The organism is Nocardia sp. NPDC057663 (genome assembly GCF_042799895.1).
Taxonomy (GTDB): domain Bacteria; phylum Actinomycetota; class Actinomycetes; order Mycobacteriales; family Mycobacteriaceae; genus Nocardia.
Map to the genome: position 1 here is coordinate 13,173 of NZ_JBHVHX010000003.1, position 20,196 is coordinate 33,368.

General features: G+C 68.4%; 21 protein-coding genes. 10 read left to right on the forward strand and 11 right to left on the reverse strand.

Annotation, left to right across the window (positions count from 1 at the left end; translation table 11 throughout):
* The first annotated feature begins 532 nt into the window (after positions 1-532).
* A complete protein-coding gene (locus ACFVAV_RS08155) occupies positions 533-2,392 on the forward strand; it encodes a BTAD domain-containing putative transcriptional regulator (protein ID WP_379031921.1) in 1,860 nt (619 codons plus the stop codon).
* Positions 2,393-2,415: 23 nt separating this feature from the next.
* On the opposite strand, the gene ACFVAV_RS08160 is transcribed toward ACFVAV_RS08155, so the two are convergent.
* Both ACFVAV_RS08160 and ACFVAV_RS08165 read right to left on the reverse strand, forming a co-directional pair.
* Positions 2,416-4,029 carry a GMC family oxidoreductase gene (locus ACFVAV_RS08160; RefSeq protein ID WP_379031924.1) on the reverse strand — a complete coding sequence of 538 codons (1,614 nt, stop codon included), beginning with the start codon at positions 4,027-4,029 and terminating at the stop codon, positions 2,416-2,418.
* A gap of 31 nt (positions 4,030-4,060) precedes the next feature.
* Positions 4,061-4,930, reverse strand: coding sequence for an NAD-dependent epimerase/dehydratase family protein (locus ACFVAV_RS08165; protein ID WP_379031927.1), 870 nt, complete (start codon positions 4,928-4,930; stop codon positions 4,061-4,063).
* Between the two features lie 112 nt (positions 4,931-5,042).
* Between ACFVAV_RS08165 and ACFVAV_RS08170 the strand changes: the two genes are divergently transcribed.
* Positions 5,043-5,699 carry a TetR/AcrR family transcriptional regulator gene (locus tag ACFVAV_RS08170; protein WP_379031929.1) on the forward strand — a complete coding sequence of 219 codons (657 nt, stop codon included), beginning with the start codon at positions 5,043-5,045 and terminating at the stop codon, positions 5,697-5,699.
* Here ACFVAV_RS08170 and ACFVAV_RS08175 read toward each other — a convergent pair.
* Entirely contained in the window at positions 5,668-6,261 is a 594-nt protein-coding gene (locus ACFVAV_RS08175; protein ID WP_379031932.1) for a TetR/AcrR family transcriptional regulator, read from the reverse strand. The genes ACFVAV_RS08170 and ACFVAV_RS08175 overlap by 32 nt on opposite strands.
* A gap of 106 nt (positions 6,262-6,367) precedes the next feature.
* Here ACFVAV_RS08175 and ACFVAV_RS08180 point away from each other — a divergent pair, with 106 nt between their 5' ends.
* Genes ACFVAV_RS08180 through ACFVAV_RS08190 form a run of 3 tightly spaced genes read left to right on the forward strand, consistent with a single transcriptional unit; the run spans position 6,368 to position 8,948 of the window.
* On the forward strand, positions 6,368-6,838 hold the full coding sequence (locus ACFVAV_RS08180; RefSeq protein WP_379031935.1) for a DUF1772 domain-containing protein: 471 nt from the start codon (positions 6,368-6,370) through the stop codon (positions 6,836-6,838).
* A gap of 20 nt (positions 6,839-6,858) precedes the next feature.
* Positions 6,859-8,301 carry a carotenoid oxygenase family protein gene (locus tag ACFVAV_RS08185; protein ID WP_379031938.1) on the forward strand — a complete coding sequence of 481 codons (1,443 nt, stop codon included), beginning with the start codon at positions 6,859-6,861 and terminating at the stop codon, positions 8,299-8,301.
* Entirely contained in the window at positions 8,298-8,948 is a 651-nt protein-coding gene (locus tag ACFVAV_RS08190) for an O-methyltransferase (RefSeq protein ID WP_379031940.1), read from the forward strand. The genes ACFVAV_RS08185 and ACFVAV_RS08190 overlap by 4 nt, the downstream gene beginning before the upstream one ends.
* 56 nt (positions 8,949-9,004) lie before the next feature.
* Here ACFVAV_RS08190 and ACFVAV_RS08195 read toward each other — a convergent pair whose 3' ends face one another.
* Positions 9,005-9,478, reverse strand: a complete 474-nt coding sequence (locus ACFVAV_RS08195) for a DUF1772 domain-containing protein (protein ID WP_379031943.1) — start codon at positions 9,476-9,478, stop codon at positions 9,005-9,007.
* Positions 9,479-9,637: 159 nt separating this feature from the next.
* Here ACFVAV_RS08195 and ACFVAV_RS08200 point away from each other — a divergent pair, with 159 nt between their 5' ends.
* The gene (locus ACFVAV_RS08200) at positions 9,638-10,825 is read left to right on the forward strand and encodes an FAD-dependent monooxygenase (RefSeq protein WP_379031946.1); all 1,188 of its coding nucleotides are present in this window, start codon (positions 9,638-9,640) and stop codon (positions 10,823-10,825) included.
* A gap of 11 nt (positions 10,826-10,836) precedes the next feature.
* A complete protein-coding gene (gene ubiG / locus ACFVAV_RS08205) occupies positions 10,837-11,547 on the forward strand; it encodes a bifunctional 2-polyprenyl-6-hydroxyphenol methylase/3-demethylubiquinol 3-O-methyltransferase UbiG (protein WP_379031949.1) in 711 nt (236 codons plus the stop codon).
* A gap of 60 nt (positions 11,548-11,607) precedes the next feature.
* On the opposite strand, the gene ACFVAV_RS08210 is transcribed toward ubiG, so the two are convergent.
* The 4 genes from ACFVAV_RS08210 to ACFVAV_RS08225 all read right to left on the reverse strand — a co-directional run bounded on the left by ACFVAV_RS08210 (position 11,608) and on the right by ACFVAV_RS08225 (position 15,044).
* Entirely contained in the window at positions 11,608-12,405 is a 798-nt protein-coding gene (locus ACFVAV_RS08210) for an ester cyclase (RefSeq protein ID WP_379031952.1), read from the reverse strand.
* A 123-nt stretch (positions 12,406-12,528) separates the two neighbouring features.
* On the reverse strand, positions 12,529-12,699 hold the full coding sequence (locus ACFVAV_RS08215; protein WP_379031955.1) for a toxin-antitoxin system HicB family antitoxin: 171 nt from the start codon (positions 12,697-12,699) through the stop codon (positions 12,529-12,531).
* Between the two features lie 8 nt (positions 12,700-12,707).
* Positions 12,708-13,595, reverse strand: coding sequence for an SPFH domain-containing protein (locus tag ACFVAV_RS08220; RefSeq protein WP_379031958.1), 888 nt, complete (start codon positions 13,593-13,595; stop codon positions 12,708-12,710).
* Between the two features lie 87 nt (positions 13,596-13,682).
* Positions 13,683-15,044, reverse strand: coding sequence for an FAD-binding oxidoreductase (locus ACFVAV_RS08225; RefSeq protein WP_379031961.1), 1,362 nt, complete (start codon positions 15,042-15,044; stop codon positions 13,683-13,685).
* A gap of 84 nt (positions 15,045-15,128) precedes the next feature.
* Between ACFVAV_RS08225 and ACFVAV_RS08230 the strand changes: the two genes are divergently transcribed.
* Positions 15,129-16,046, forward strand: coding sequence for a LysR family transcriptional regulator (locus ACFVAV_RS08230; protein ID WP_379031964.1), 918 nt, complete (start codon positions 15,129-15,131; stop codon positions 16,044-16,046).
* 40 nt (positions 16,047-16,086) lie between these two features.
* Here ACFVAV_RS08230 and ACFVAV_RS08235 read toward each other — a convergent pair whose 3' ends face one another.
* Positions 16,087-16,983, reverse strand: coding sequence for a LysR family transcriptional regulator (locus ACFVAV_RS08235; RefSeq protein WP_379031967.1), 897 nt, complete (start codon positions 16,981-16,983; stop codon positions 16,087-16,089).
* Between the two features lie 89 nt (positions 16,984-17,072).
* Here ACFVAV_RS08235 and ACFVAV_RS08240 point away from each other — a divergent pair, with 89 nt between their 5' ends.
* The gene (locus tag ACFVAV_RS08240; protein ID WP_379031970.1) at positions 17,073-17,915 is read left to right on the forward strand and encodes an oxidoreductase; all 843 of its coding nucleotides are present in this window, start codon (positions 17,073-17,075) and stop codon (positions 17,913-17,915) included.
* 83 nt (positions 17,916-17,998) lie between these two features.
* Here ACFVAV_RS08240 and ACFVAV_RS08245 read toward each other — a convergent pair whose 3' ends face one another.
* Positions 17,999-18,460, reverse strand: coding sequence for an ABA4-like family protein (locus tag ACFVAV_RS08245; RefSeq protein WP_379031973.1), 462 nt, complete (start codon positions 18,458-18,460; stop codon positions 17,999-18,001).
* A complete protein-coding gene (locus ACFVAV_RS08250) occupies positions 18,457-19,404 on the reverse strand; it encodes a hypothetical protein (protein ID WP_379031976.1) in 948 nt (315 codons plus the stop codon). The genes ACFVAV_RS08245 and ACFVAV_RS08250 overlap by 4 nt, the downstream gene beginning before the upstream one ends.
* A 103-nt stretch (positions 19,405-19,507) precedes the next feature.
* On the opposite strand from ACFVAV_RS08250, the gene ACFVAV_RS08255 reads away from it, so the two are divergent.
* Positions 19,508-20,155, forward strand: a complete 648-nt coding sequence (locus ACFVAV_RS08255) for a MerR family transcriptional regulator (protein WP_379031979.1) — start codon at positions 19,508-19,510, stop codon at positions 20,153-20,155.
* The last annotated feature ends 41 nt before the right edge of the window (positions 20,156-20,196 follow it).

The window sequence follows — 20,196 nt, forward strand, 5'->3', positions numbered from 1 at the left end:
CCCTGCGGTGGTTCTGGCAGGTGATCCAGGACAGGATCCCGGATCTCGTCGTGCAGAAACATCAGCTTCACCCCTGTCGCGTTCCATGACTGCAACCGATCCTGGGCGGTCGACCTTGAATTTTTCTGCTAGGCGGCCTCGAGCCGGAATTCATCCGCCGGGCAACAATTCGGCAAAGAACTCACGCTGGTACGATTCCACCCGTGAGCGAGACCGCGACATCGCCGCACGGCCCCCCGCCGTCATTTCCGCGCCATTAATTTCCGATGAACATATGCGATACCGGACGCACCGTAGCAGTACCAGATGTCGACCCGACCGGCCAGTTTCCGTTGTGTTGGATTTATCTCACCGGGCGACCGACTCCCAGACGGCCTACATCCGCACCCTCCGGTAGGCTGGGACCGCCGACCCGGATCACCGAATCGGCGCATTCGCTTGCAAAAATGCCACACTATCCGGGGGGATATATCGCACAACCACAGATCATTTGTCGTAAATTTTACGCGCGATATCTCCACCTGGGGGAATAATGTTGTTCAGCATTCTCGGCCCGATCGAGTTGCATGTCGGGGAAACCGTGGTCGATCTGGGTCCGGCAAAACAGCGTGCCATTCTTTCCGCGCTGCTGATCGACCGAGATCGTCCGGTCCCGATCGATGTCCTCGTGAATCGCGTCTGGGGCGATACACCGCCCGCCGAGGTGCGCAATCTCGTCTACACCTACGTGGCCCGGCTGCGCCGCAAGCTCGGCACCGCGAACGCCGAGGCTACGGCACCGACGCTCAAACGGGTCGTCGGTGGCTACTGTCTGCAGACGCCGCCGGAGAGTGTCGACCTCCATCGGTTCCACCAGCTGCTCGGCCGCGCCCGACGGCTGACGCCGGACGACCCTGAGCGCAGTTCTCTGCTGGCCCTTGCCAATTCGATGTGGCGTGGCGTACCTCTGGCGGGCATCGGTGGCCGCTGGGCCGACGCCATGCGGCACAGTCTGCAGCAGCTGCGCCATGAAGCGCTGGTGGAGTGGGCTGATGTCGAGGTCCGGCTCGGCAGGCCCCGGACAGTGATCGACCCGCTGCGCCAGGCCTATGTGGAGAGTCCGATGTCGGAATCGGTGGCCACGCACCTGATGTTCGCGCTGCACGCCGACGGGCGCAGTGCCGAAGCGCTGCAACTGTTCGAGCAGATCCGCCGGCACCTGGCCACCGAGATCGGCGCCGACCCCGGGGCGGCGCTGCGGTCGGCCCATCGTGAGGTGCTGCGCGGCCGGACCCGCGAGCCGAGCGCCGTCACTGCCGTCACCTCCCTGCGGGTCGACGACCACCCGGCACCCGTAATCCACACGGCGGCAACGCCGTTCCATGACGCCGCGATGTTGCCGATCGACCTGCCGGATTTCACCGGCCGCGCCACGCAGATCGCCACGATCCGCGACGCGTTGACTCCTGGCGAGAAGCCGCTGATGCCCTCGGTGGCCGTGCTGTACGGCCCAGCCGGATTCGGCAAGACCACCACCGCGATCCGCCTCGCCTACCAGCTGCTGCCGCACTACCCATCCGGTCAGCTGTTCATCGACATGGAAGGCGACACCCCCCACCCGGTCGCCCCGTCCGCGGTGCTCGAACGATTCCTGCGGGCCCTCGGCGTCGCGCGGGCCGAGATCCCGGACAGCCTGGCCGAACGCGCGGAACTTTTCCGGGCCCGAATCGCCGGGTCGCGCACCCTGGTCATCCTCGACAACGCCGCCGACGAAAGTCAGGTTGCGCCCCTGCTCCCCGGCACCGGGCACTGTGCGGTGATCGTCACCTGCCGGGCGAGACCCGCTGTACCCCATCGAGTTCCGGTCGTCCGGGTGGGCGCCATGACGCCCGGGGAGTCGGCAGCTCTGCTGCGCAGCCTGGTCGGGCAGCGGATGGATCGCGAACCTGCCGCGGCCGCGAGTCTGCTCGAGCTCTGCGCCGGATCGCCCCTGATGCTGCGGATCGTCGGCTGCCGACTGATGATGCGCCAGCATTGGTCCGTCTCCCGTCTGCTCAATCGCCTGCTCGACGACAACCGTCTGCTCACCGAGCTGACCGACGGCCAGCACAATATGAGTGCCCGGATCAGCCGTACCTATCGATGTCTGGATCACGCGACCCAGCGGTTCTTGCGCGACCTCGCGGAGCTGCCCGGCGACCGCCTTTCGGTGCAGTCGGTCGCCCAAGCCCTGCAGATGTCCGAGGTCGAGGTCGAGGAACACGTCGAGGAGCTGCTCGACGTGCACCTGGTCGACCCGATCCCCGGCCTCGAACCGGAAGGCTCGGCCTTCACCCTGCCCAAACTCCACCGGCTCTTCGCCCAGTCGGTCCCCGAACCGACCGGGCCCAAGCTCGGCGTGGTCGGATTGTGAAACCTGCTACGCGCCGGTCGATCTCATCGTTCGGCGCGTAGCGGAATTCGACCATGCGCGCCGGGCGAGGAGATCAGCTCGGCCGCCCGTTCCCCGATGAGCACGGCATGAGCATTGGTGTGCCCGCGGGGGACAACCGGTATCACCGAAGCATCGGCAACGCGCAGCCCGTCGACAGCGTGCACGCGCAGGGCCGGGTCGACCACTGCACCGGCATCTGCCTGGAACCCCATTCGGCACGTGCCCACCGGATGAAAGATCGTCGTCGCGGTGTCCCGGACGAAACGGGCGACCTCCTCGTCGGTCGTCGGCAGTTCGCCCAGCGCGTCGCCGATCACACCGGACAGCGGCTCGGTCCGCAGCAGCCGTTGCGCGACCCGGAAGCCGCGGATCAGGACTGCCAGGTCGGCAGGGTCGATCAGGTAGCCCGGATCGATCCGTGGTGCGCTCCCCGAGCCGGCGTCGGTGAGGGTGATGCTCCCGCGACTGTGTGGTCGCAACAGCACCACGCTGAGGGTGCGGCCGGAGACGAAACCCTCGTCCCCGAACGCGATCGGCGACCAGATCAGCTCGAGATCGGGCGACGGTGAACCGGGCGACGGGAGAAAGGCAACCGCCTCACCGATATTGGAGGTCAGCGGGCCGAGCCGCCCCTCGGTGTACAACCGCCGTGATTCCGCGCTGTCCGCCTCGGCGAACCGGTCCGGCCCGACTGCGGCGAAGGCCAGATTCACGATCACGTGATCGTGGAGGTTGGCACCGACACCCGGCAGGTCGACGAGCGGACGCACGCCTGCGCTCTCGAGTTGGTCGCGCGGGCCGATACCCGAGCGCATCAGCAGCTGCGGTGACCCGATCGTTCCCGCGCACAGCACGATCTCGCGACGAGCGGTGACAAGCCGGCCGTCCAGCTCGACCGCGACCGCCCGCCGATGCTCATCGAGCCGTACCCGCTGTGCGGGCCGATCGGTGAACACCACCAGGTTCTCCCGGTGGCGGGCAGGCGCCAGATACGCGTCGGCGACGCTGAACCGGGACCCATGCCGTTGGGTGAGCGGCGTGATCGCGCACCCGGCGGCGGTGAGATCGCCGAGCCCGCCCATGATTTCGGGGAGACCGGCGGCGACACATGCCTCGACGAACCGCAGCGTGCTCGGATCGGGATCCCGCGGCGGCGACACCCATTGCGGGCCCGTCATCCCGAAGGTGAAACCGTCCGCGGGCGGCCCCGCCCACCGCTCGGCCCTGCGCAACGCGGGCGAGACGAGCTTCCACGCCCACGTCTCGCCCGCGGCGGCCACCCAGTCGTCGAAATCGGCGGGGTAGCCCGGAACCCACATCTGGAAGTTCATCGTCGACGAGCCGCCGAGCACCCGGCCCCGAGGCCAGTCCAGTGCCCGGCCGTGCATTCCGGCTTGCGGAACCGTGCGGTAACCCCAATCGCCCGCGGATCCGAACTGCCGCACCGAGTGCAACGGCACCCGTAGCCCCGGATCGATATCCGCACCGCCTGCCTCGATCAGCGCCACCCGCACACGCGGATCCTCGCTGAGCCGGGCCGCCACCACACAGCCTGCCGACCCTGCCCCGACCACGACGTAGTCGAATTCCTCGACCCGTCCACTGTTGTCGCTCATCGCATGTCTTCCGAGGGATTCCGAGCCTGGATCAGTTCGCCGCGAGATCCTCGAGCAGACCCGGCCGCGACGGCACCCAGCCGAGGTCCGTCCGGGCCTTGGCCGAGGTGGCGACCTGGTCGAGCATGAACGCCTCGACCATGACGCTCCAGTACTGCTGAGCCTCGGTGGGATCCCAGTGCTCGACCCGAGCGCCCACCCGGTCGGCGACGACCTTCGCCGCGTCGCGGACCGCCACCGAATCCTCGTTCGTGCCCAGGTAGACCGAACCGGCGGGCGCGGACTCCACAGCGAGGGCGTAGAGCTCACCGAGATCGTCGGCGTGCACCACCGACCAGCGGTTGGAGCCGTCGCCGAAGTGGCGGATCAGGGCGCCGTCCGCATCCTCCTGCGGGCTCAGCAGCATCGGCACGTAGCCTCGGCCGCCACCGTAGACCAGGCCGGGCCGGATGCGCACGGTGCGCACACCACGCTCGGCGGCGCCGTCCGCGAGGACCTGCTCCGCCGCCGGCCGCCAGGAGACCACCATCGGCGGCGCGAACGGTGAGATCTCGGTCGCCGGGGCGTCACCGGTATTGCCGTGCAGCCACAGGCCGCTGGTGTAGACCAGCGCCTTGCCGGTGCCCTGGAAGGCCGACAGCAGCGACTCGACGACGATCCCGTCCAGTTCACCGGCGCGTTCGTCATTGCTCGACGCGGCGTGGACGGCAGCATCGACATCCGCGGCGGCGGCAGACAGCGCGCTCGGGTCGAACAGGTCGGCGACGAGCGGCTCGACGCCCTCGGGCACCGGGCGATCGGACGCGGTCACGGTACCGACGACGGTGTGCCCGCGCCCGCGCAGCGCACGCGCCACCGCGCTGCCGATGGTGCCCGAAACGCCGGTAACAAGAACTCGCATGGAGTGCTCCTCAACTAGGTGTACGTCGATTTCTATCAACGTTAGAAATTGACTGTAGAGGCGCCGCGCAGCATTGTCTACCCTTGTTAGAAAATGACCGAGGAGTAGCGACGTGCCCCGAGAAGGAAAACGGATCAAGGGAACCGCCTGCGAACGCGCCGAGGCCCGCGAGCAACTCCGAGCCGAGCTGCTGACCGCGGCTCGCTCGATCGCGACGGAGTCCGACGGCTTCGACAGCATCACCATGCGCTCGATCGCCGACCGCGTCGGCTATACAGTGCCGATCGTCTACCAGTACTTCGCCGGCAAGCGCGCACTGCTGCTGGATCTGGTGGAAGTCGGATTCACCGAGCTCGCCCATCACCTCGATCGCGCCCAGTGCCCGGCGATCCAGGAGCGCGAAGGCGGCCTGCTGCCGGCGACCGCCGTGGCGTATTGGCAGTTCGCCATGGCCGACCCGCACCTCTACCGCCTCATGCACACCCTGCCGGAGGTGCCGTTCGGCACTGCCGACGCGCCCGCTCCCGCGCGCGCGTGTTTCGAGGCGTTACGCAGGGCGGTTGCCGCGGGGCCTGCCGCCGGGGGCCCGCGGTTGCCCGAGTGGGCCCACGACGAGGACGCCGCCGCCGATCTGCTGTGGGCCCACCTGCACGGGCTGGTCGGCCTGGTGCTCGACGGCCGCATCAAGGGCGGCGGAGAACGCGGCCGGATCCTGCTCGCCGATCTGACCCGCCTGTTCAGCTCCCCCGTAGCGCCCACATCCGGCTGAGCCGGTTCAGCAGCACATCCAGCGGCTGCCCATGTTCGTCGGTGCGGATCCGGCGGCTGCGCGCCAGCGACACCAAGCCGTGCACCGCACTCCAGAAGACCTCGGTATCGACTTCGGGATCGCGCTCGCCCGGTAGCTCTTCGATCACGCCACGCAGCTCGGCGAACGCGCGCACCAACGGTTCCGGCGTCTGCGGACTTCCGAAGGCGATCTCGGTGACACGGACGAACATCGCGTCGTAGAGGGCAGGCTGACAAACCCCGAACTCGACGTAGGCGTGCGCGATATCGCGCAATTGCCTGCCGGGCGACCCACCCCGGGCCCGCACCCCCGCGAGCGTGTCCGCCAGCTCGGTGAATCCTTGCAGCGCGACCGCCTGCACGATGGCCTCCATTCCGGCGAAATGGCTGTAGAGCACCGGCTGGCTGTACTCGATCGCCTCGGCCAGCCTGCGCGCGGTCACCGCTCCCCAGCCCTGCGACTCGGCCAGCTCGCGGGCCGTATCGACGATCAGCCGATGCCTGCCCGCCCGCTCTCGTTCCCGTCTCTCACGCACCGTCATGCCACAACGCTAGCGCAGCTAACTCTACTAACGGTACAACTAGACATAGCCAAACTAGAACATCTAACATCGCTAGGACATTCAGCAACGACCCACGGGAGCTGTCGTGGCACATCAAGTCCTCGCCGGAATCGCGATTCTGGCGGTAGCCGTGATCTACGGAACAGACGTGTTCTGCGCGGTGGTCCAGCGCGCAGCCATGGCCCGCGTCGGTGACGGAGTACTCACCGCCGCAATGGGTTACATCCACCTCTATGGCGATCAACGGTTGAAGTTCCCCGGCGCGATCGGGCTGATCACCACACTCGCCGCCGCGGTGACAGGTGCACTCACCGGACGTGGAATCGGTTCCGTCGTCGCGGGTTTCGTCGCCGTCGCGGCGCTGATCGTGTGGTTCGGCATCTACGGCCGGATCAGCGCTCCGGTGAACGCGCGGCTCACCGCCGCCGCCGAAGCGAACCAGGTCCCGCCGGACGCGCGGGCGCTGCAACAGACCTGGGATTCGGTGATCAACCCGCGAGCCGGTTTGCAGGGCATCGCGTTGCTGTCGCTGTACCTGAGCTCGGTCCTGTCCTGAATCGCGACGAGGAGCACGTCATGGGCAACAAGTATCTCGACGGCAACTTCGCGCCGGTCACCGAAGAACTCACCGCCACCGACCTTCCGGTCACCGGTGAGATCCCCGCCTTCCTCGACGGACGCTACGTCCGCAACGGCCCCAACCCCCTCGCCGAGCTCGATCCACAGACCTACCACTGGTTCATGGGCGACGGCATGGTGCACGGCGTCCGGCTCGCCGACGGCACAGCCAGGTGGTACCGCAACCGCCGCGTGCGCCCCTCCCCGCCCGGCTCCCCCGCCACCACCGGCGGCATCGAATTGCTCGGCGCCAACACCAATGTCATCGCGCACGGTGGCAAGATGCTCGCGCTGATCGAGGGCGGCATGGCCAACTACGAACTCGACGAGAACCTGGATACCGTGGGGCCCTGCGACTTCGACGGGACACTGCCCGGCGGCTACACCGCACACCCCAAACGCGATCCCGCCACCGGCGAACTGCACGCGGTCACCCACTTCTTCGGCCGCGGCGACATCGTGCAGTACTCGGTGCTCGACACCGCCGGCCGGGCACGGCGCATAGTCGACATCCCCGTCCCCGGCGTGCCGATGATGCACGACTTCTCCCTCACCGAAAAGTATGTCGTGCTCTACGACCTGCCCGTCACCTTCGATGCGCACAGCGCGGCCGCCATCACCGTGCCGCGCCCGCTGCGCTACCCGACAGCCCTGCTGCTGTCGGCGCTGGTCGGCCGCGTGCGCGTGCCCGACCCGATCACCGCCATGGTCGGTAAGCGAATGCGTCCCAACGACCGGCTGCCTGCGCGCTGGAATCCCGCCCACCCGGCCCGGGTCGGGCTGCTGCCGCGCGAGGGCACCGCCGAGCAGATCCGCTGGTTCGAGGTCGAGCCCTGCTATGTGTTCCATCCGCTCAATGCCTACGACGACGGCGACACCGTCGTGCTCGACGTAGTTCGGCACCCGAAGATGTTCCACACCGATACCAACGGACCCGACGAAGGGCCGGCCACCCTCGACCGCTGGACCGTCGATCCGACCAGCGGCAAAGTCCGCGAAACCCGGCTCGACGACCGGTCCCAGGAGTTCCCGCGCATCGACGACCGGCTCGTCGGCCGCGAGCACCGCTACGGCTACACCATGGAATCCCTCGGCGGCGGCAGCCCGGCCGGTGCGCTGATCAAGCACGATCTGCGGCGCGACACCAGCCTCGTGAAGTCGCTCGGCACGGACCGGCAGGCGAGCGAGTTCGTCTTCGTCCCGCGCGGCCCCGACGCCGCCGAGGACGACGGTGTACTGCTCGGCTACTCCTACGACCGGCAGACCGACCGCAGCGACCTGCTGATCCTGGACGCGCAAACGCTCGACACCGTGGCGGCGGTCCACCTGCCCAGCCGCGTGCCCAACGGGTTCCACGGCAACTGGATGCCCGACGAGACCACCCGCGGAGGCGTGCGATGAAGACCATCCGAATGACCGAGAGCCTGATGAGCTACGTCAACGGACACACCAATCTGTTCGACGACGTGCTCGCCCAGCTGGTTGCCGACACCGAGCGGCTCGGCAGCCCGGCGATCATGCAGGTCGGGCCCGACCAGGGCGCTTTCCTCACGCTGCTGACTCAGCTGAGCGGCGCACGCCGGGCACTCGAGGTCGGCACGTTCACCGGCTATTCCGGGCTCTGCATCGCCCGCGGCCTCCCCGCGGACGGGCTGCTCGTCACCTGCGACATCAATCGCGAATGGACCGCCCTGGCGACGACCGCCTGGCGGCGAGCCGGCGTGGCGGACCGGATCCAGCTCGAAATCGGGCCTGCCATCGACACGATCCGGGCGCTGGACCCCGCGATCTCGTTCGATATCGCGTTCATCGACGCGGACAAGACCGGCTATATCGATTACTACGAGGAAATACTTCCGCGCTTGAGTCCCGGCGGCGTAATCCTGGCCGACAACGTGCTGTGGTTCGGCACCGTTGCCGAACCGCCGTTCGACCAATCCACCATGGCTGTCCGGAAATTCAACGATCATGTCCTGGCCGACGACAGAGTCGACGTGGTGACACTGACCATCGGCGACGGCGTCATGCTGATCCGCAAACGGCCCTGACGCCTGCGCAACCCGCGGCCGGCACTCGCGATGGCGGGTGCCGGCCGCGATCTGTCTCAGGGCAGGAACAATTGGGCGCACAGGCCGACAAGCGCGACCACCTGGACACCCACCCGCACATTGATCACGCTGTCCCAGCGGGCCTGTAGCTCCCGCGCGTCCGGCAAGGTCAGCCCGGCCAGCGCCGCGGTGCTGAATGCCTCGTTGACCGGCTTGGCGATGCGCAGATAGAGCACCATCCACACCGACAGCGCCACTACCGCGACCCCACCGGCGACCGCCGCCGCGCTCCGCCCCGCCAGCGCGCTGCAGATCACGCTGAGCACCGCGGTGGCCATGCCGAAACCGCCGGGGATCGGCAGCCGCCGGTCGCCGTAATAGTGGACGTAGCCGACCAGGTGCGTCAGCGCCCGCTCGTCGAGATGGCGCAGCGATGTTCGCCAGACGACGGCGGCGAAAGTATCGGTACCGTAGGTGACGGCACAGCCGACGATCGCCAGCGTGGCCAAGACATAACTGAGGGTGTTCACAATTCCTCCCGGGGCAGGACATTCGGTTGCGTGCCAGCCTTTTCTAGCCGGGCGATCTCTTCTCGATCTGTATCCGAAACTCCCCGCCACCCGCACTGTCCATTTCCGTTCAGGGTCCGGTCAAGGTTTTCTTCCGGCGGCGGTCGCGATGATGGAGACATGACCAAAGCTGTGCGCCGTGTCCTGATCGCCGGTGGCGGCATCGGCGGCTTGTCCACCGCACTCGCCCTGCGCAGGCATGGGATCGAGGCCACTGTCTTCGAAACTGCCGACACCCTCCGCGACGGCGGCGCAGGCCTGCACCTGTGGAGCAACGGGATGCTCGCCCTGGCCGCGCTCGGCGTCGCCGACGCAGTACGGGACATCGCTCCTGCCCAGCAGTCCTGCCAATTCCGTACCGCCACCGGTGATTTGCTCGGCAACTGGCCGGTCGGCGAGTTCGCCGAGCGGTACGGGCAGCCGACGGTCGCCATCGGACGGTCCGATCTGCATCACATCCTGCGCACCGCTGCGGAGGGAACCGAGATCCGCACGGGTGCCACCGTTTCCGGATACCGGCACGACCGTGACGGCGTCACCGTCGAATTCGCCGACGGCAGTACCGAACGCGGCGAACTGCTCATCGGCGCCGACGGCGTGCACTCCGCGGTCCGCCGCACCCTCGCCGGCCCCGAACCCGCTCGCTACACCGGCTACATCGCCTGGCGCGGCGCCGCGACGGTCGGGCCCGACGTCGTCTCCCCCGGCACCTTCTGCGCGCTGTTCGGGCACGGCACCCGTTTCACCTACTACGACATCGCGCCCGGCCGAACCTACTGGATGAGTGTGGCCAACGGCGCCCCTGGCGGTCGCGACGGCGACGGCGTGGTGGACATGCTGCTCGAGCGGCACCGCGACTGGCCCGCGCCGGTGGCCGAACTACTCACGGCGACACCGGAAGACACGATCCTGCGACACGATGTCGTCGACCGCGCGCCCATCACGACCTGGGGTGAGGGGCGGGTAACCCTGCTCGGCGACGCCGCGCACCCGATCACCTTCAACATCGGCCAGGGCGCCTGCCAGGCAGTCGAGGATGCTCTCGTGCTCGGCGAACACCTCGCCCACGCCACCGATCCCGTCACCGCACTGCGCGCTTACGAACACGAGCGCATGCGCCGCACCGCACCGCTGCAGCGCATGGCCTGGCGAATCGGACGGATGGGCGCCTGGGAGAACCCCATGGCGATCGCCTTGCGCGAATCGTTCATGAAATTCTCCTGGAACCGGTTCGCCTTCAAAGCTGTCGAGCGGGACCAGGTCGCCTACGCGCTTCGATACCTCACCGACCCCGATCCGGCACGATGACAGGAGACGATATGACCGAGCGACTCGAACAGGACGACCACTTCTTCTCGGCGTGGGCGAACAGCTGGTGGGACACCGACTCGATGATGAACCCACTCAAGTCGTTCAATCCACTACGATTCGCCTACTTCGACCCGTATCTGGAGGCGGGCTGGCAGGACGTCCGGGTACTCGATGTCGGCTGCGCGGGAGGCTACACGACCGAGTTCCTCGACAACCGGGGCGCCAAGGTCACCGGCATCGATGTGTCGGCCAAACTCATCGACGCCGCCGAAAAGCACGCCGCGGAGTCCGGTCGCGCCATCGATTACCACGTGGGTGCCGCGGAGTCGCTCCCCTTCCCCGACGCCACTTTCGACGCGGTCACCTGCGTCGACGTGCTCGAACACGTGCAGAGCCCGGCGGCCGCGGTCCGCGAGATCCACCGGGTGCTCAAGCCCGGCGGGCGATTCTTCTTCGACACCATCAACCGGACCTTCCGTTCCCGCGTCATGATGATCTGGGTGCCCGAGCGCCTGCTCGGCATCGTTCCCAAGGGCGCCCACGACTTTGCCGATTTCATCACGCCCGAGGAGATGAATACGTATCTGGACGCGGCCGGATTCACGGCCATCGGCGCACCCAAGGGCATTGCGATCCGCGGTCAGAACAAGGACGGCAGCCTCAAAGCCAAGCTGGTTTCGGATATGTCCGCACTGTATCTCGGCGTCGCGCGCAAGTGACTCCGTGACGACAACGGCGCCTGTGGATTTCCACAGGCGCCGTTGTCGTCGGCCAGGCGATCAGCGCCGTCGGCCGTGACCCAGCTCGGCGACCTGCCCCGTCGCGGCGTCCTTCCACGGATCGCACCCGTGGACCTCGACAAGCTGCTCACGCAACCACACATCGAACGGCGACGCCGACTCCGCCAGCGCCAGCGCCGCACGCCGCGGGTCCGGTGCCTCGATGTGGTAGATCGCCATCTCCCCCTGGGGCGTACTCACGCACCACATCAGCTCGCGGCTGATCTCGGCCGCCCGCCGCGACTCTTCGTAGCCGGGCTTGCGGTCGGCGTCGAGCTCCGCATGGATCTCCCGCCACCGGCCGACACGGCCGGGCAGGACCGGGCACGTATGCACCAGCGGCACATCGATCGACCGAACCCGGCCGCGCCGTGGCACCTTCGCGCCCAGTCCGACACCGAGCTGGGCCAGGATGTTCGAATCCACGCCGATGCCCCAGCGTTCGGCGATCTTGCCGTCCTGCAGGCGCCAGACCACGACGCCCTTGGAGCTGATCTGCTTGCCGGTCGGTGCCAGGCCGAGAAATTCGCCGTCATGAGTACCACGCCAGGTGTTGTGGATGACTACGTGATCGGCGTGCGCACTCATCTCCTCGATCGTCACCTTCAGATCAGGAAAACCGCCGCGCAGGCCGGCGATGGTGTACTTCACGCCTTCCAGCCCCTCCGGCGCACCGGGCAGCGGCTGATGATCGACGATGTCGGGCCGGTAGATCTCGTCCAGGATCGAGAAGTCCCCCTGGTTGACGAATTCGTCGAAAACCCGCCGGATGATTGCCTTGTTAGCTTCAGATGACACCTACGCTCCTCCAGTCCCACCCACGACGATCGGCGAATCCGCGTGTACCGCCTGGTGATTCGACAGTTCCGCGTCCAGCTTCGCTGGCCGACCCCGCACCGGCCTCGAGCCGATCTGACAAGCTCAGTTCCGCTGGGGATTTCGTCCCGCCTGCGTGAGCGCCAGGCGGAGGGCGTACTCGATTTGGGAGTTGACGCTGCGCAGGTCGTCGGCCGCCCACTTGGCGATTGCCTCGTGGACGGCCGGGTCGAGCCGCAGCAGGATCTTCTTGGGTTCCTTCTTCGGCGCGGTCATGGCACCCGTCAGGCGTAGAGGGATCCGGTGTTCACGACCGGCTGGGTGGCGCGGTCGCCACAGAGGACGACGAGCAGGTTCGAGACCATGGCGGCCTTGCGTTCCTCGTCCAGTTGCACGGTGCCCGCTTCGGTGAGGCGGTCCAGGGCCAGGCCGACCATGCCGACGGCGCCTTCGACGATCTGGGTGCGGGCGGCGACCACCTGGGCGGCCTGCTGACGGACCAGCATCGCCTGGGCGATCTCGGGGGCGTAGGCGAGGTGGGTGATCCTGGCCTCGATGACCTCGATGCCTGCGGTGAGGGTGCGTTCACGCAGTTCCACGGTGAGTTCCTCGGCCACCTCGGAGCCGTCGCGCAGGCTGGTGCGGGCGTCGTCGTGCGCGTCGTAGGGGTGGGTGGTGGCCAGATGCCGGACCGCCGCCTCGGACTGGGTCTCGACGTACTCCTCGTAGTCGTCGACCGCGAAGGCGGCCTTGAAGCTGTCGACCACCTTGTAGACGACGACGGCCGCGATCTCGACCGGGTTACCGTCGGCGTCGTTGACCTTCAACTTCTGGGTCTCGAAGTTGCGCACCCGCAACGAGATCGACTTGCGGTCGGTCAGCGGGACCACCGAGAAGAAGCCGGGCTCGGAGACCGAGCCGATATAGCGGCCGAAGAAGGTGACCACCTTGGCCTCGTTCGGATTGACGATGATCAGCCCGGTGGCGAGCAGCGCGACCACCAGCACGGCGATCACCGCGACGACCGCGCCCGCCCAGGCCACGACACCACCGTCGTGCTGGGTCGCGGAGATGAATGCCAGCACCGCGGCGGCACCGAACAACAGGGTGAACACGAGCCACCCCAGCAAGACGACGAATCCGTTCATGCGGAATGCAGACCGCAGCTCCATGACATCCTCCCGATATCTGAGTGATATCACTAAGATAGTAGAAGGCGACCGCGGTTCGCAAGGCCGGACAAATCGGCCGCTTCGCCGCTAGACGGCGGGGGCGATGTTGCGGTTGAACCGGAACATGTTGTGCGGGTCGTACTTTGCCTTCGCCGCGACCAGCCGGGCGTAGGTACGGGGCGCGTAACCCGCTTCGGTCTGCGCCGCGCCTGCCGCCGCGCCCGCGCCGTAGAGAAAGTTCAGGCTGTGCCCGATAGTCCACGGCGCCAGGGCTTCTCGCACCACGGCCAGACCGGCGGGTGCGGCGTCGCCCGCCCCCGCTGCGGTGATCACCCGTACGACGTACTCGGCCTCCCGGTGATCCACCGCCACTCCTGAGCCCCCGCGCAACGCCCCGCCGAGGTGACGAATGTCGACGACCGCCTCGACCGGTCCACCGGGGGCGGTCATGGCGCGCAGCGCCGCGAGCCCGTCGGCGGTGAGCTCCGCGAGCAGCGCGTTGGTCGCGGCGTACGCGTGCGGGAAGTCCGGGTCGCTGTGGATGGTGTGCGATGCGGTGTAGGGCATGGTGCGCAGGTCGCCGCGCAGGCGCTCACCGATCGCCCGCAGCGGGGCGACCAGCCGCTCCCCCTCCTCGGCCGCGCCGCGGAAGGCGATGCGGATCGAGGCGACGTGCCTGCCGCGCAGCGGTTCCGGCACGGGCTCGATGTCGGGGAAGGTGACCACGGCGACGGTGGAGGTGAGCGTGTCGGGCAGCGTCGCGGTCCATTCCCGCCACGTGTCCAGCGCGGTGTCGACCAGCGGGGTATCGAAGATCAGCTGCCCGCCGTAGACCTCGGCGACGGGGACGAGGCCGAGTTCCAGGCCGGTCACCACGCCGAAATTGCCGCCGGAGCCGAGCACCGCGCCGAACAGTTCGTCGGCCGGGGTGAGTGTGCGCATGCGCCCGTCGGCAGTTACCAGGTCGAGGGAGCGCACATGGTCGGCGGCATAACCGAATTCACGAGCCAGCAACCCGAGGCCACCGCCGAGCACATATCCGACGACGCCGACCGACGGCGAGGAACCGTTGAGCGGAGCCAGCCCGTGCCGGGCCGCCGCCTCGACCAGCGCACCCGCCCGCACACCCGCGCCGATGCGGGCCGTGCGCGCCTGCGGGTCGACCGTGATGGCGTCCATCCGGCCGGTGGTGATCAGGACGCCACGGTCGGCGGCCACCGAGAGCCCGTGGCCCGTCGCCTGTACCGCCACCGGAAGTCCGCGCCGGGCAGCGTATTCCACGGCAGCGCGGACGTCCTCGGCGTGGACGGCGCCGACAACCAGCGCGGGGCGGTGGGTGTAGGCGGTCTGGAAGCCGGCGATCTCCTCGGCGTACCCGGCATCGCCCGGGGTGAACACCGGGCCGGTGAAATGGGCGGAATCGATGGTCTGCGTTGCGTTCTCGGTCATGTCTTCGACTGTGCCGCGGTCTCGATGAGAAGTACAACAGATAGTTCTTCTTGCTACGATAATTGATAGTTATAGTATTGCCGCATGGAATTACGGCAGCTCCGGTACTTGGTGACGGTCGTCGACGAGGGCGGCTTCACGAGGGCGGCCGAGCGCCTGCACCTGACGCAGCCGGGGCTCAGTGCGCAGATCAGGCAGCTGGAGCGCGAACTCGGTCAGCGCCTGCTCGACCGCGGCGCCCGCATCGTCACCCCTACCGAAGTCGGCGCCGCCGTGCTCGAGCACGCGCGGGCCGCGCTGGCGGCGGCCGACCGAATCGCCGAGACCGTGCAGGAATTCACCGGACTGCTGCGCGGGCACGTCCGGCTCGGGGTGATTTCCGGCGCCGCGACCGAGGAGTTCGATGTCGCCGGCGTGCTGGCCGACTTCCACGACGACCATCCGCAGGTCGGGATCAGTCTCACCGAGGACACCGCCGAGCGGATGCTCGCCGCCCTCGAGCGCGGCGAGCTCGACATCGCGCTGATCGGATTGACCGGCGCCCCACCGAACCCCGGCATCGGCCTCGACGTGATCCTGGAAACCGCCGTGGTCGCCGCCGTCGCCCAGGACGCTCCGGTCGACCCCGCCGAGTCGGCGGGCACGATCACCCTGTCCGCGCTGACCGACCGGCGCCTCATCTGTCTTCCGCACGGCACCGGCCTGCGGGGCGTGTTCGAAAGATCCTGCGCTGCTTCCGGTTTCACCCCGGAGATCGCTTTCGAGGCCGCCGCTCCCCCGCTGCTGCTCCGTCTCGCCGCCCGTGGCCTCGGCACTGCCATCGTGCCCGCGCTCACCGCCGACGAAGCGGCGATATTCGGCGTGCGCGCCCTCGATATCGTCGAGCCGAGAATTCACGGCCGTCTCGCCCTGGCGTGGCGCACCGATCGTCCGGGCAGCCCGGCGGCGAAAGTTCTGCTCGGCCAATTGCGGATCGCGCTCGGCCGCCGCGCTACGCACTGAATGGACCAGACACCAGGGGTCGAGCACCCTGCCGGGGTACTCAGCGCCCGCGCGAGGTCGCCAGGGCGCACGCTTGCGCGTATCCGCGCACCAGCGGCCGGCTGTCGTCGCGCCGCCAGGCCAGGGCGAGTTCGCAGGGGCCGATGCCGGTGACCGGCCTGGTGACCACGCCGTCGTGGGCGACCAGCGGGGCGTTGCCGGTGGCGAGCAGGACCACGCCGTCGCCGTTGATCAGCGCCTCGTAGGTCTCCTCGGTGCTCGACACCTCGGCGCCGATGATCGGCGGATATCCGGCGCGTTCGTCGAGGGCGAGCCAGTAGTCGCGCAGGACACCGGCCGAAGTCGGGAGTGCCAGGAAGGGCTCGTCGAGGAGGTCGGTGAAGGCGATGCTGTCGTGTGCCGCGAGGGGGTGGGTTTCCGGGAGGGCGACGAGCCGCGCTTCGGTGGCGACGACCAGCCACCGATAGCGCTCGCCGTCGGCCAGGGGAAGCCAGACGAAGGCGACATCGGTCGATCCGTCGGCCAGGCCTGCCGTCGGATCGTCCCAGCTGATTAGGCGCAGAACAGGTTTCGCATGCGGGAAGGCGGTGGCGAATCGGGAGCGCACCGCGGGCAGGATGCCGCGGCCCGGACTGGTGCTGATGCCTATCGACAGCCCCGCCTGCTGGGCGGCCTTCGCCGTTTCGACGGCGGACGCCGCCGATTCCCAGGCGGCGAGGACACGGCGCGCCTCGGGCAGCAGCGCCGCGCCGACCGGTGTCAGCGCGACCGAGCGGGTGTCCCGCACGAACAGTGCCGCGCCGAGCAGACTTTCGAGCTTGCGGATCTGTTTGCTGAGCGCGGGCTGCGAGACGTACAGCGCGTCGGCGGCGGCGGTGAAGTTCAGCTGATCGGCGACCGCCACGAAGTAGCGCAGGTCGCGCCCGTGCACATCCATAACCCTTGGTTATCACAGGGGGTATTGGACGGCACTTCGGCGCGGCGGAAGTATCGAGGGCGAAACATCAACGGACAGAGGAGAACCTGATGAGCGACCCGCAGATCTGGCTGGTCACCGGAGCGAGCAGCGGCTTCGGCCGCGCCATCACGGAAGCGGCGATCGCGGCGGGCGACACCGTCGTCGCCATCGCCCGCCGCACCGCGACACTGGACGATCTGGTCGTCGCGCATCCGGATCAGCTCGAGACGATCGCCCTCGATGTCACCGATATCGCGGGTATCGATGAGGTCGTCGCCGATGTGGTGGCCCGGCACGGGCGCATCGACGTCCTGGTCAACAATGCGGGGCGCACCCAGGTCGGCGCCGTCGAGGAGACCACCGACGCCGAACTGCGCGGACTGTTCGACCTGCACGTCTTCGGCCCCGCCGCCCTCACCCGCGCGGTGCTGCCGCACATGCGCGCCCAGCGCGGCGGTGCGATCGTGATGATGAGCAGCTTTGGCGGTCAGCTGTCCTTCGCCGGCTTCTCCGCCTACAGTGCAACGAAATTCGCGCTCGAGGGCCTGTCGGAGGCGCTGGCCGACGAGGTCGAGCCGTTCGGCATCAAGGTGCTGATCGTCGAACCCGGCGGCTTCCGCACCGGCCTGATGAGCCCCGGCGCCGCCCTGCTCAGCGCCGAGACCGGCACCTACGCCGACACCGTCGGCCCGACCCGCCGCATGGTCGCGACCAGCGACGGCCGTCAGCCCGGCGACCCGGCCAAGGCCGCCGCCGCGATCCGCACCGCACTGGCGGCCGACAAGACACCCCTGCGGCTGCCATTGGGCGACGACGCGGTCGATGCCATTCTCGGACACCTGGATTCGGTGCGCACCGAGGTACTGGAGTGGGAAACCGTGGCCCGCGCCACCGGATTCGACGAGAACTGACAGCGGATCATCCGGCGAGCCGAGCCACGAGTGCGCCGCACCCAGCCGACGGGGCCGGACCACACAGGTCCGGCCCGCCGTCGTCACGCCACGATCGGGCTACCCTGCGGCGCCGGGGAATTCGGCACCGAGGATCGCCGAGCCACCTCGCGCACCACCAGGTAGATCGGGAAGGCGATGGGCGACAACAAGATCGTGCCGACCAGCAGCGGAGCCATCAGCAGCGGGTGGATGGCGCGGTCGCGGCTGTCGAGGTAGATCCAGCGGCCGAGGAACAGGTCCCAGGCGATGATCTGGGCCCAGAGCGCGGTCAGGACGGCGGGGTCGGCGACGGCGTCGGTGATCGCGGCCAGGGACGGGGAGGTCACCAGGGACCACATCGCGCCGAGGACCGGGACCGCGACGATCGCCCAGACGACCAGCGGCACCAGCGTGATCCACGGTGAGCCGATGATGGTCCGGGTCATCCGCCAGGTGGGCGCCAGGATCATCAGCGCCCAGAACGGGACGGTGACGAAGAAGGACAGGTCGAACAGCGTGCTCATGCGGTGACTACCTTTCGGGTGCCGATCGCGCTCGCGACCGAGAACAGGGCGCCGGCGACGACACCGGTGAGAATCGCGGCGGCGGCGGTCAGGGTGGTCTGATCGGGGTGGATCAGCGGCTGCCCGCGCAACGCCTGCCAGGTGACCAGGGCGAGGACCGCGGCGTAGCCGGCGGACGCGGTGACGACCAGGCCCACCCGCACGCGCAGCACCCGCAGGATCGGGATCCGCGGCACGAGGAGCACCAGCAGCGCAGCGAACAGCGGCACCACCTGCAGGGCGTGCATGCCGAAGAAGTGCGGGATCCGCAGATCACCCGCGGTGGTGCTCCAGCCGGTCAGCGGCATCCCGGGGGTGCCGTCGGGCGCGCCGACGGTGTGCGCGCCGACGATGTCGTCGACCCCGGATTCGCGGCCCGGCATCAGATTGCCCAGCGCCAGCCCGACCAGCGTGATCGCCAGGCCGAGCCGGATCGACCAGGTGATCGCCGCGTCACCGATCCTGGTCACCGAGAGCTGGACGGCGATCACCATGGTCGCGAGGAACAGCACGATGATGATGCTGCCCATGATGACCCACAGCACGCCGTCGAACACGGTCGTCATGTTGAAGTGGCTGCGCATGCCGCGCACCACCTGCCCGACGATGATCAGCTGCTCGATCACGCCCGCGACGACGATCACCGTCGCCATCCACCCCATGAGGCGGGAGGCTTTGGGCCGCAACGACATCAGCCAGGCGAGCGCAATGGAGTAGAGCACGAACGAGATCGCGAACTTGGCCGGTTTGAACCAGGCGGCCGAGCCGGCGACGACGCGGTCGTCGACCAGCATGCCGATCACCGCGACGACGGCGAGTACGGCATTGGCGGCGGCGAAGTACAGCAGGGGCCGATGCAGCGGGGCGCGGCGGCGGGGCAACGAGTCGACGGACAGGACAGGCATGCGATTCTCCCAGCTATAGATAGTTCCACTATCCGTTATGGATAGTTAGACTATCCGCAAGGCTGGTAGCCGGCAAGGGGGACGACCGAAAACGGAGGTTGCGGTGCGCATCTCGGAGTTGAGCGAACGCAGCGGGATCGCGGTGGCGACGATCAAGTACTACCTGCGCGAAGGGCTGCTCCCCGCGGGCGAACGCACCAGCCCCAACCAGGCCAGCTACGGCGAGGAGCACCTGCGCAGGCTGCGGCTCGTGCGCGCGCTGACCGAGGTCGGCGGGCTGCCCATCGCCACCGTCGGTGACGTCCTCGCCGCCGTCGACTCCCCCGATCTGCCGCTGTTCAGCCTGCTCGGCGTGGTGCAGGGCAGCATGGCGACACCCGCGCCCGCCGCCCCCGAGACGGAGTGGGAGCGCGCGTACGCGACGGTGCGCGCGGAGATGGACCGGCGCGGCTGGGACATGACACCCAGCCCGGAAGCGATCGACACGCTCACCTCGGTCCTGGTGCGCCTGGCCCAGCTCGGCTACGCGGGCTGGGCGGACACGGCCCTGCCCAGCTATTTCGACGGCGCGCGGGTGATCGCGGAGAACGATGTGGCGACCGCGGTGGCCGCGGGCGGGCGCGACGACATCGTCGACGCGGTGGTGGTGCTGACGGTGCTCGGCGACACCGCACTGGCCGCCATCCGCCGCATCGCCCAGGCGCAGGTATCACTGGAACGCCTGACGGAGAATCCCGTCGAACCCCAGTGATGTCCAGCGACCGTCCAGGCAATGGTGTCGGCCGTCAGCCG

Excerpts from the sequence above, each read along its gene's own strand:
- ACFVAV_RS08235 (WP_379031967.1), bottom strand. The coding sequence starts at position 16,983 with ATGGATGTGCACGGGCGCGACCTGCGCTACTTCGTGGCGGTCGCCGAT.
- ACFVAV_RS08175 (WP_379031932.1), bottom strand. The coding sequence starts at position 6,261 with ATGACGGTGCGTGAGAGACGGGAACGAGAGCGGGCGGGCAGGCATCGG.
- ACFVAV_RS08250 (WP_379031976.1), bottom strand. The coding sequence starts at position 19,404 with ATGCCTGTCCTGTCCGTCGACTCGTTGCCCCGCCGCCGCGCCCCGCTG.
- ACFVAV_RS08190 (WP_379031940.1), top strand. The coding sequence starts at position 8,298 with ATGAAGACCATCCGAATGACCGAGAGCCTGATGAGCTACGTCAACGGA.
- ACFVAV_RS08225 (WP_379031961.1), bottom strand. The coding sequence starts at position 15,044 with ATGACCGAGAACGCAACGCAGACCATCGATTCCGCCCATTTCACCGGC.
- ACFVAV_RS08155 (WP_379031921.1), top strand. The coding sequence starts at position 533 with ATGTTGTTCAGCATTCTCGGCCCGATCGAGTTGCATGTCGGGGAAACC.
- ACFVAV_RS08185 (WP_379031938.1), top strand. The coding sequence starts at position 6,859 with ATGGGCAACAAGTATCTCGACGGCAACTTCGCGCCGGTCACCGAAGAA.
- ACFVAV_RS08230 (WP_379031964.1), top strand. The coding sequence starts at position 15,129 with ATGGAATTACGGCAGCTCCGGTACTTGGTGACGGTCGTCGACGAGGGC.
- ACFVAV_RS08160 (WP_379031924.1), bottom strand. The coding sequence starts at position 4,029 with ATGAGCGACAACAGTGGACGGGTCGAGGAATTCGACTACGTCGTGGTC.
- ACFVAV_RS08245 (WP_379031973.1), bottom strand. The coding sequence starts at position 18,460 with ATGAGCACGCTGTTCGACCTGTCCTTCTTCGTCACCGTCCCGTTCTGG.
- ACFVAV_RS08220 (WP_379031958.1), bottom strand. The coding sequence starts at position 13,595 with ATGGAGCTGCGGTCTGCATTCCGCATGAACGGATTCGTCGTCTTGCTG.
- ACFVAV_RS08240 (WP_379031970.1), top strand. The coding sequence starts at position 17,073 with ATGAGCGACCCGCAGATCTGGCTGGTCACCGGAGCGAGCAGCGGCTTC.
- ACFVAV_RS08165 (WP_379031927.1), bottom strand. The coding sequence starts at position 4,930 with ATGCGAGTTCTTGTTACCGGCGTTTCGGGCACCATCGGCAGCGCGGTG.
- ACFVAV_RS08200 (WP_379031946.1), top strand. The coding sequence starts at position 9,638 with ATGACCAAAGCTGTGCGCCGTGTCCTGATCGCCGGTGGCGGCATCGGC.
- ACFVAV_RS08215 (WP_379031955.1), bottom strand. The coding sequence starts at position 12,699 with ATGACCGCGCCGAAGAAGGAACCCAAGAAGATCCTGCTGCGGCTCGAC.
- ubiG (WP_379031949.1), top strand. The coding sequence starts at position 10,837 with ATGACCGAGCGACTCGAACAGGACGACCACTTCTTCTCGGCGTGGGCG.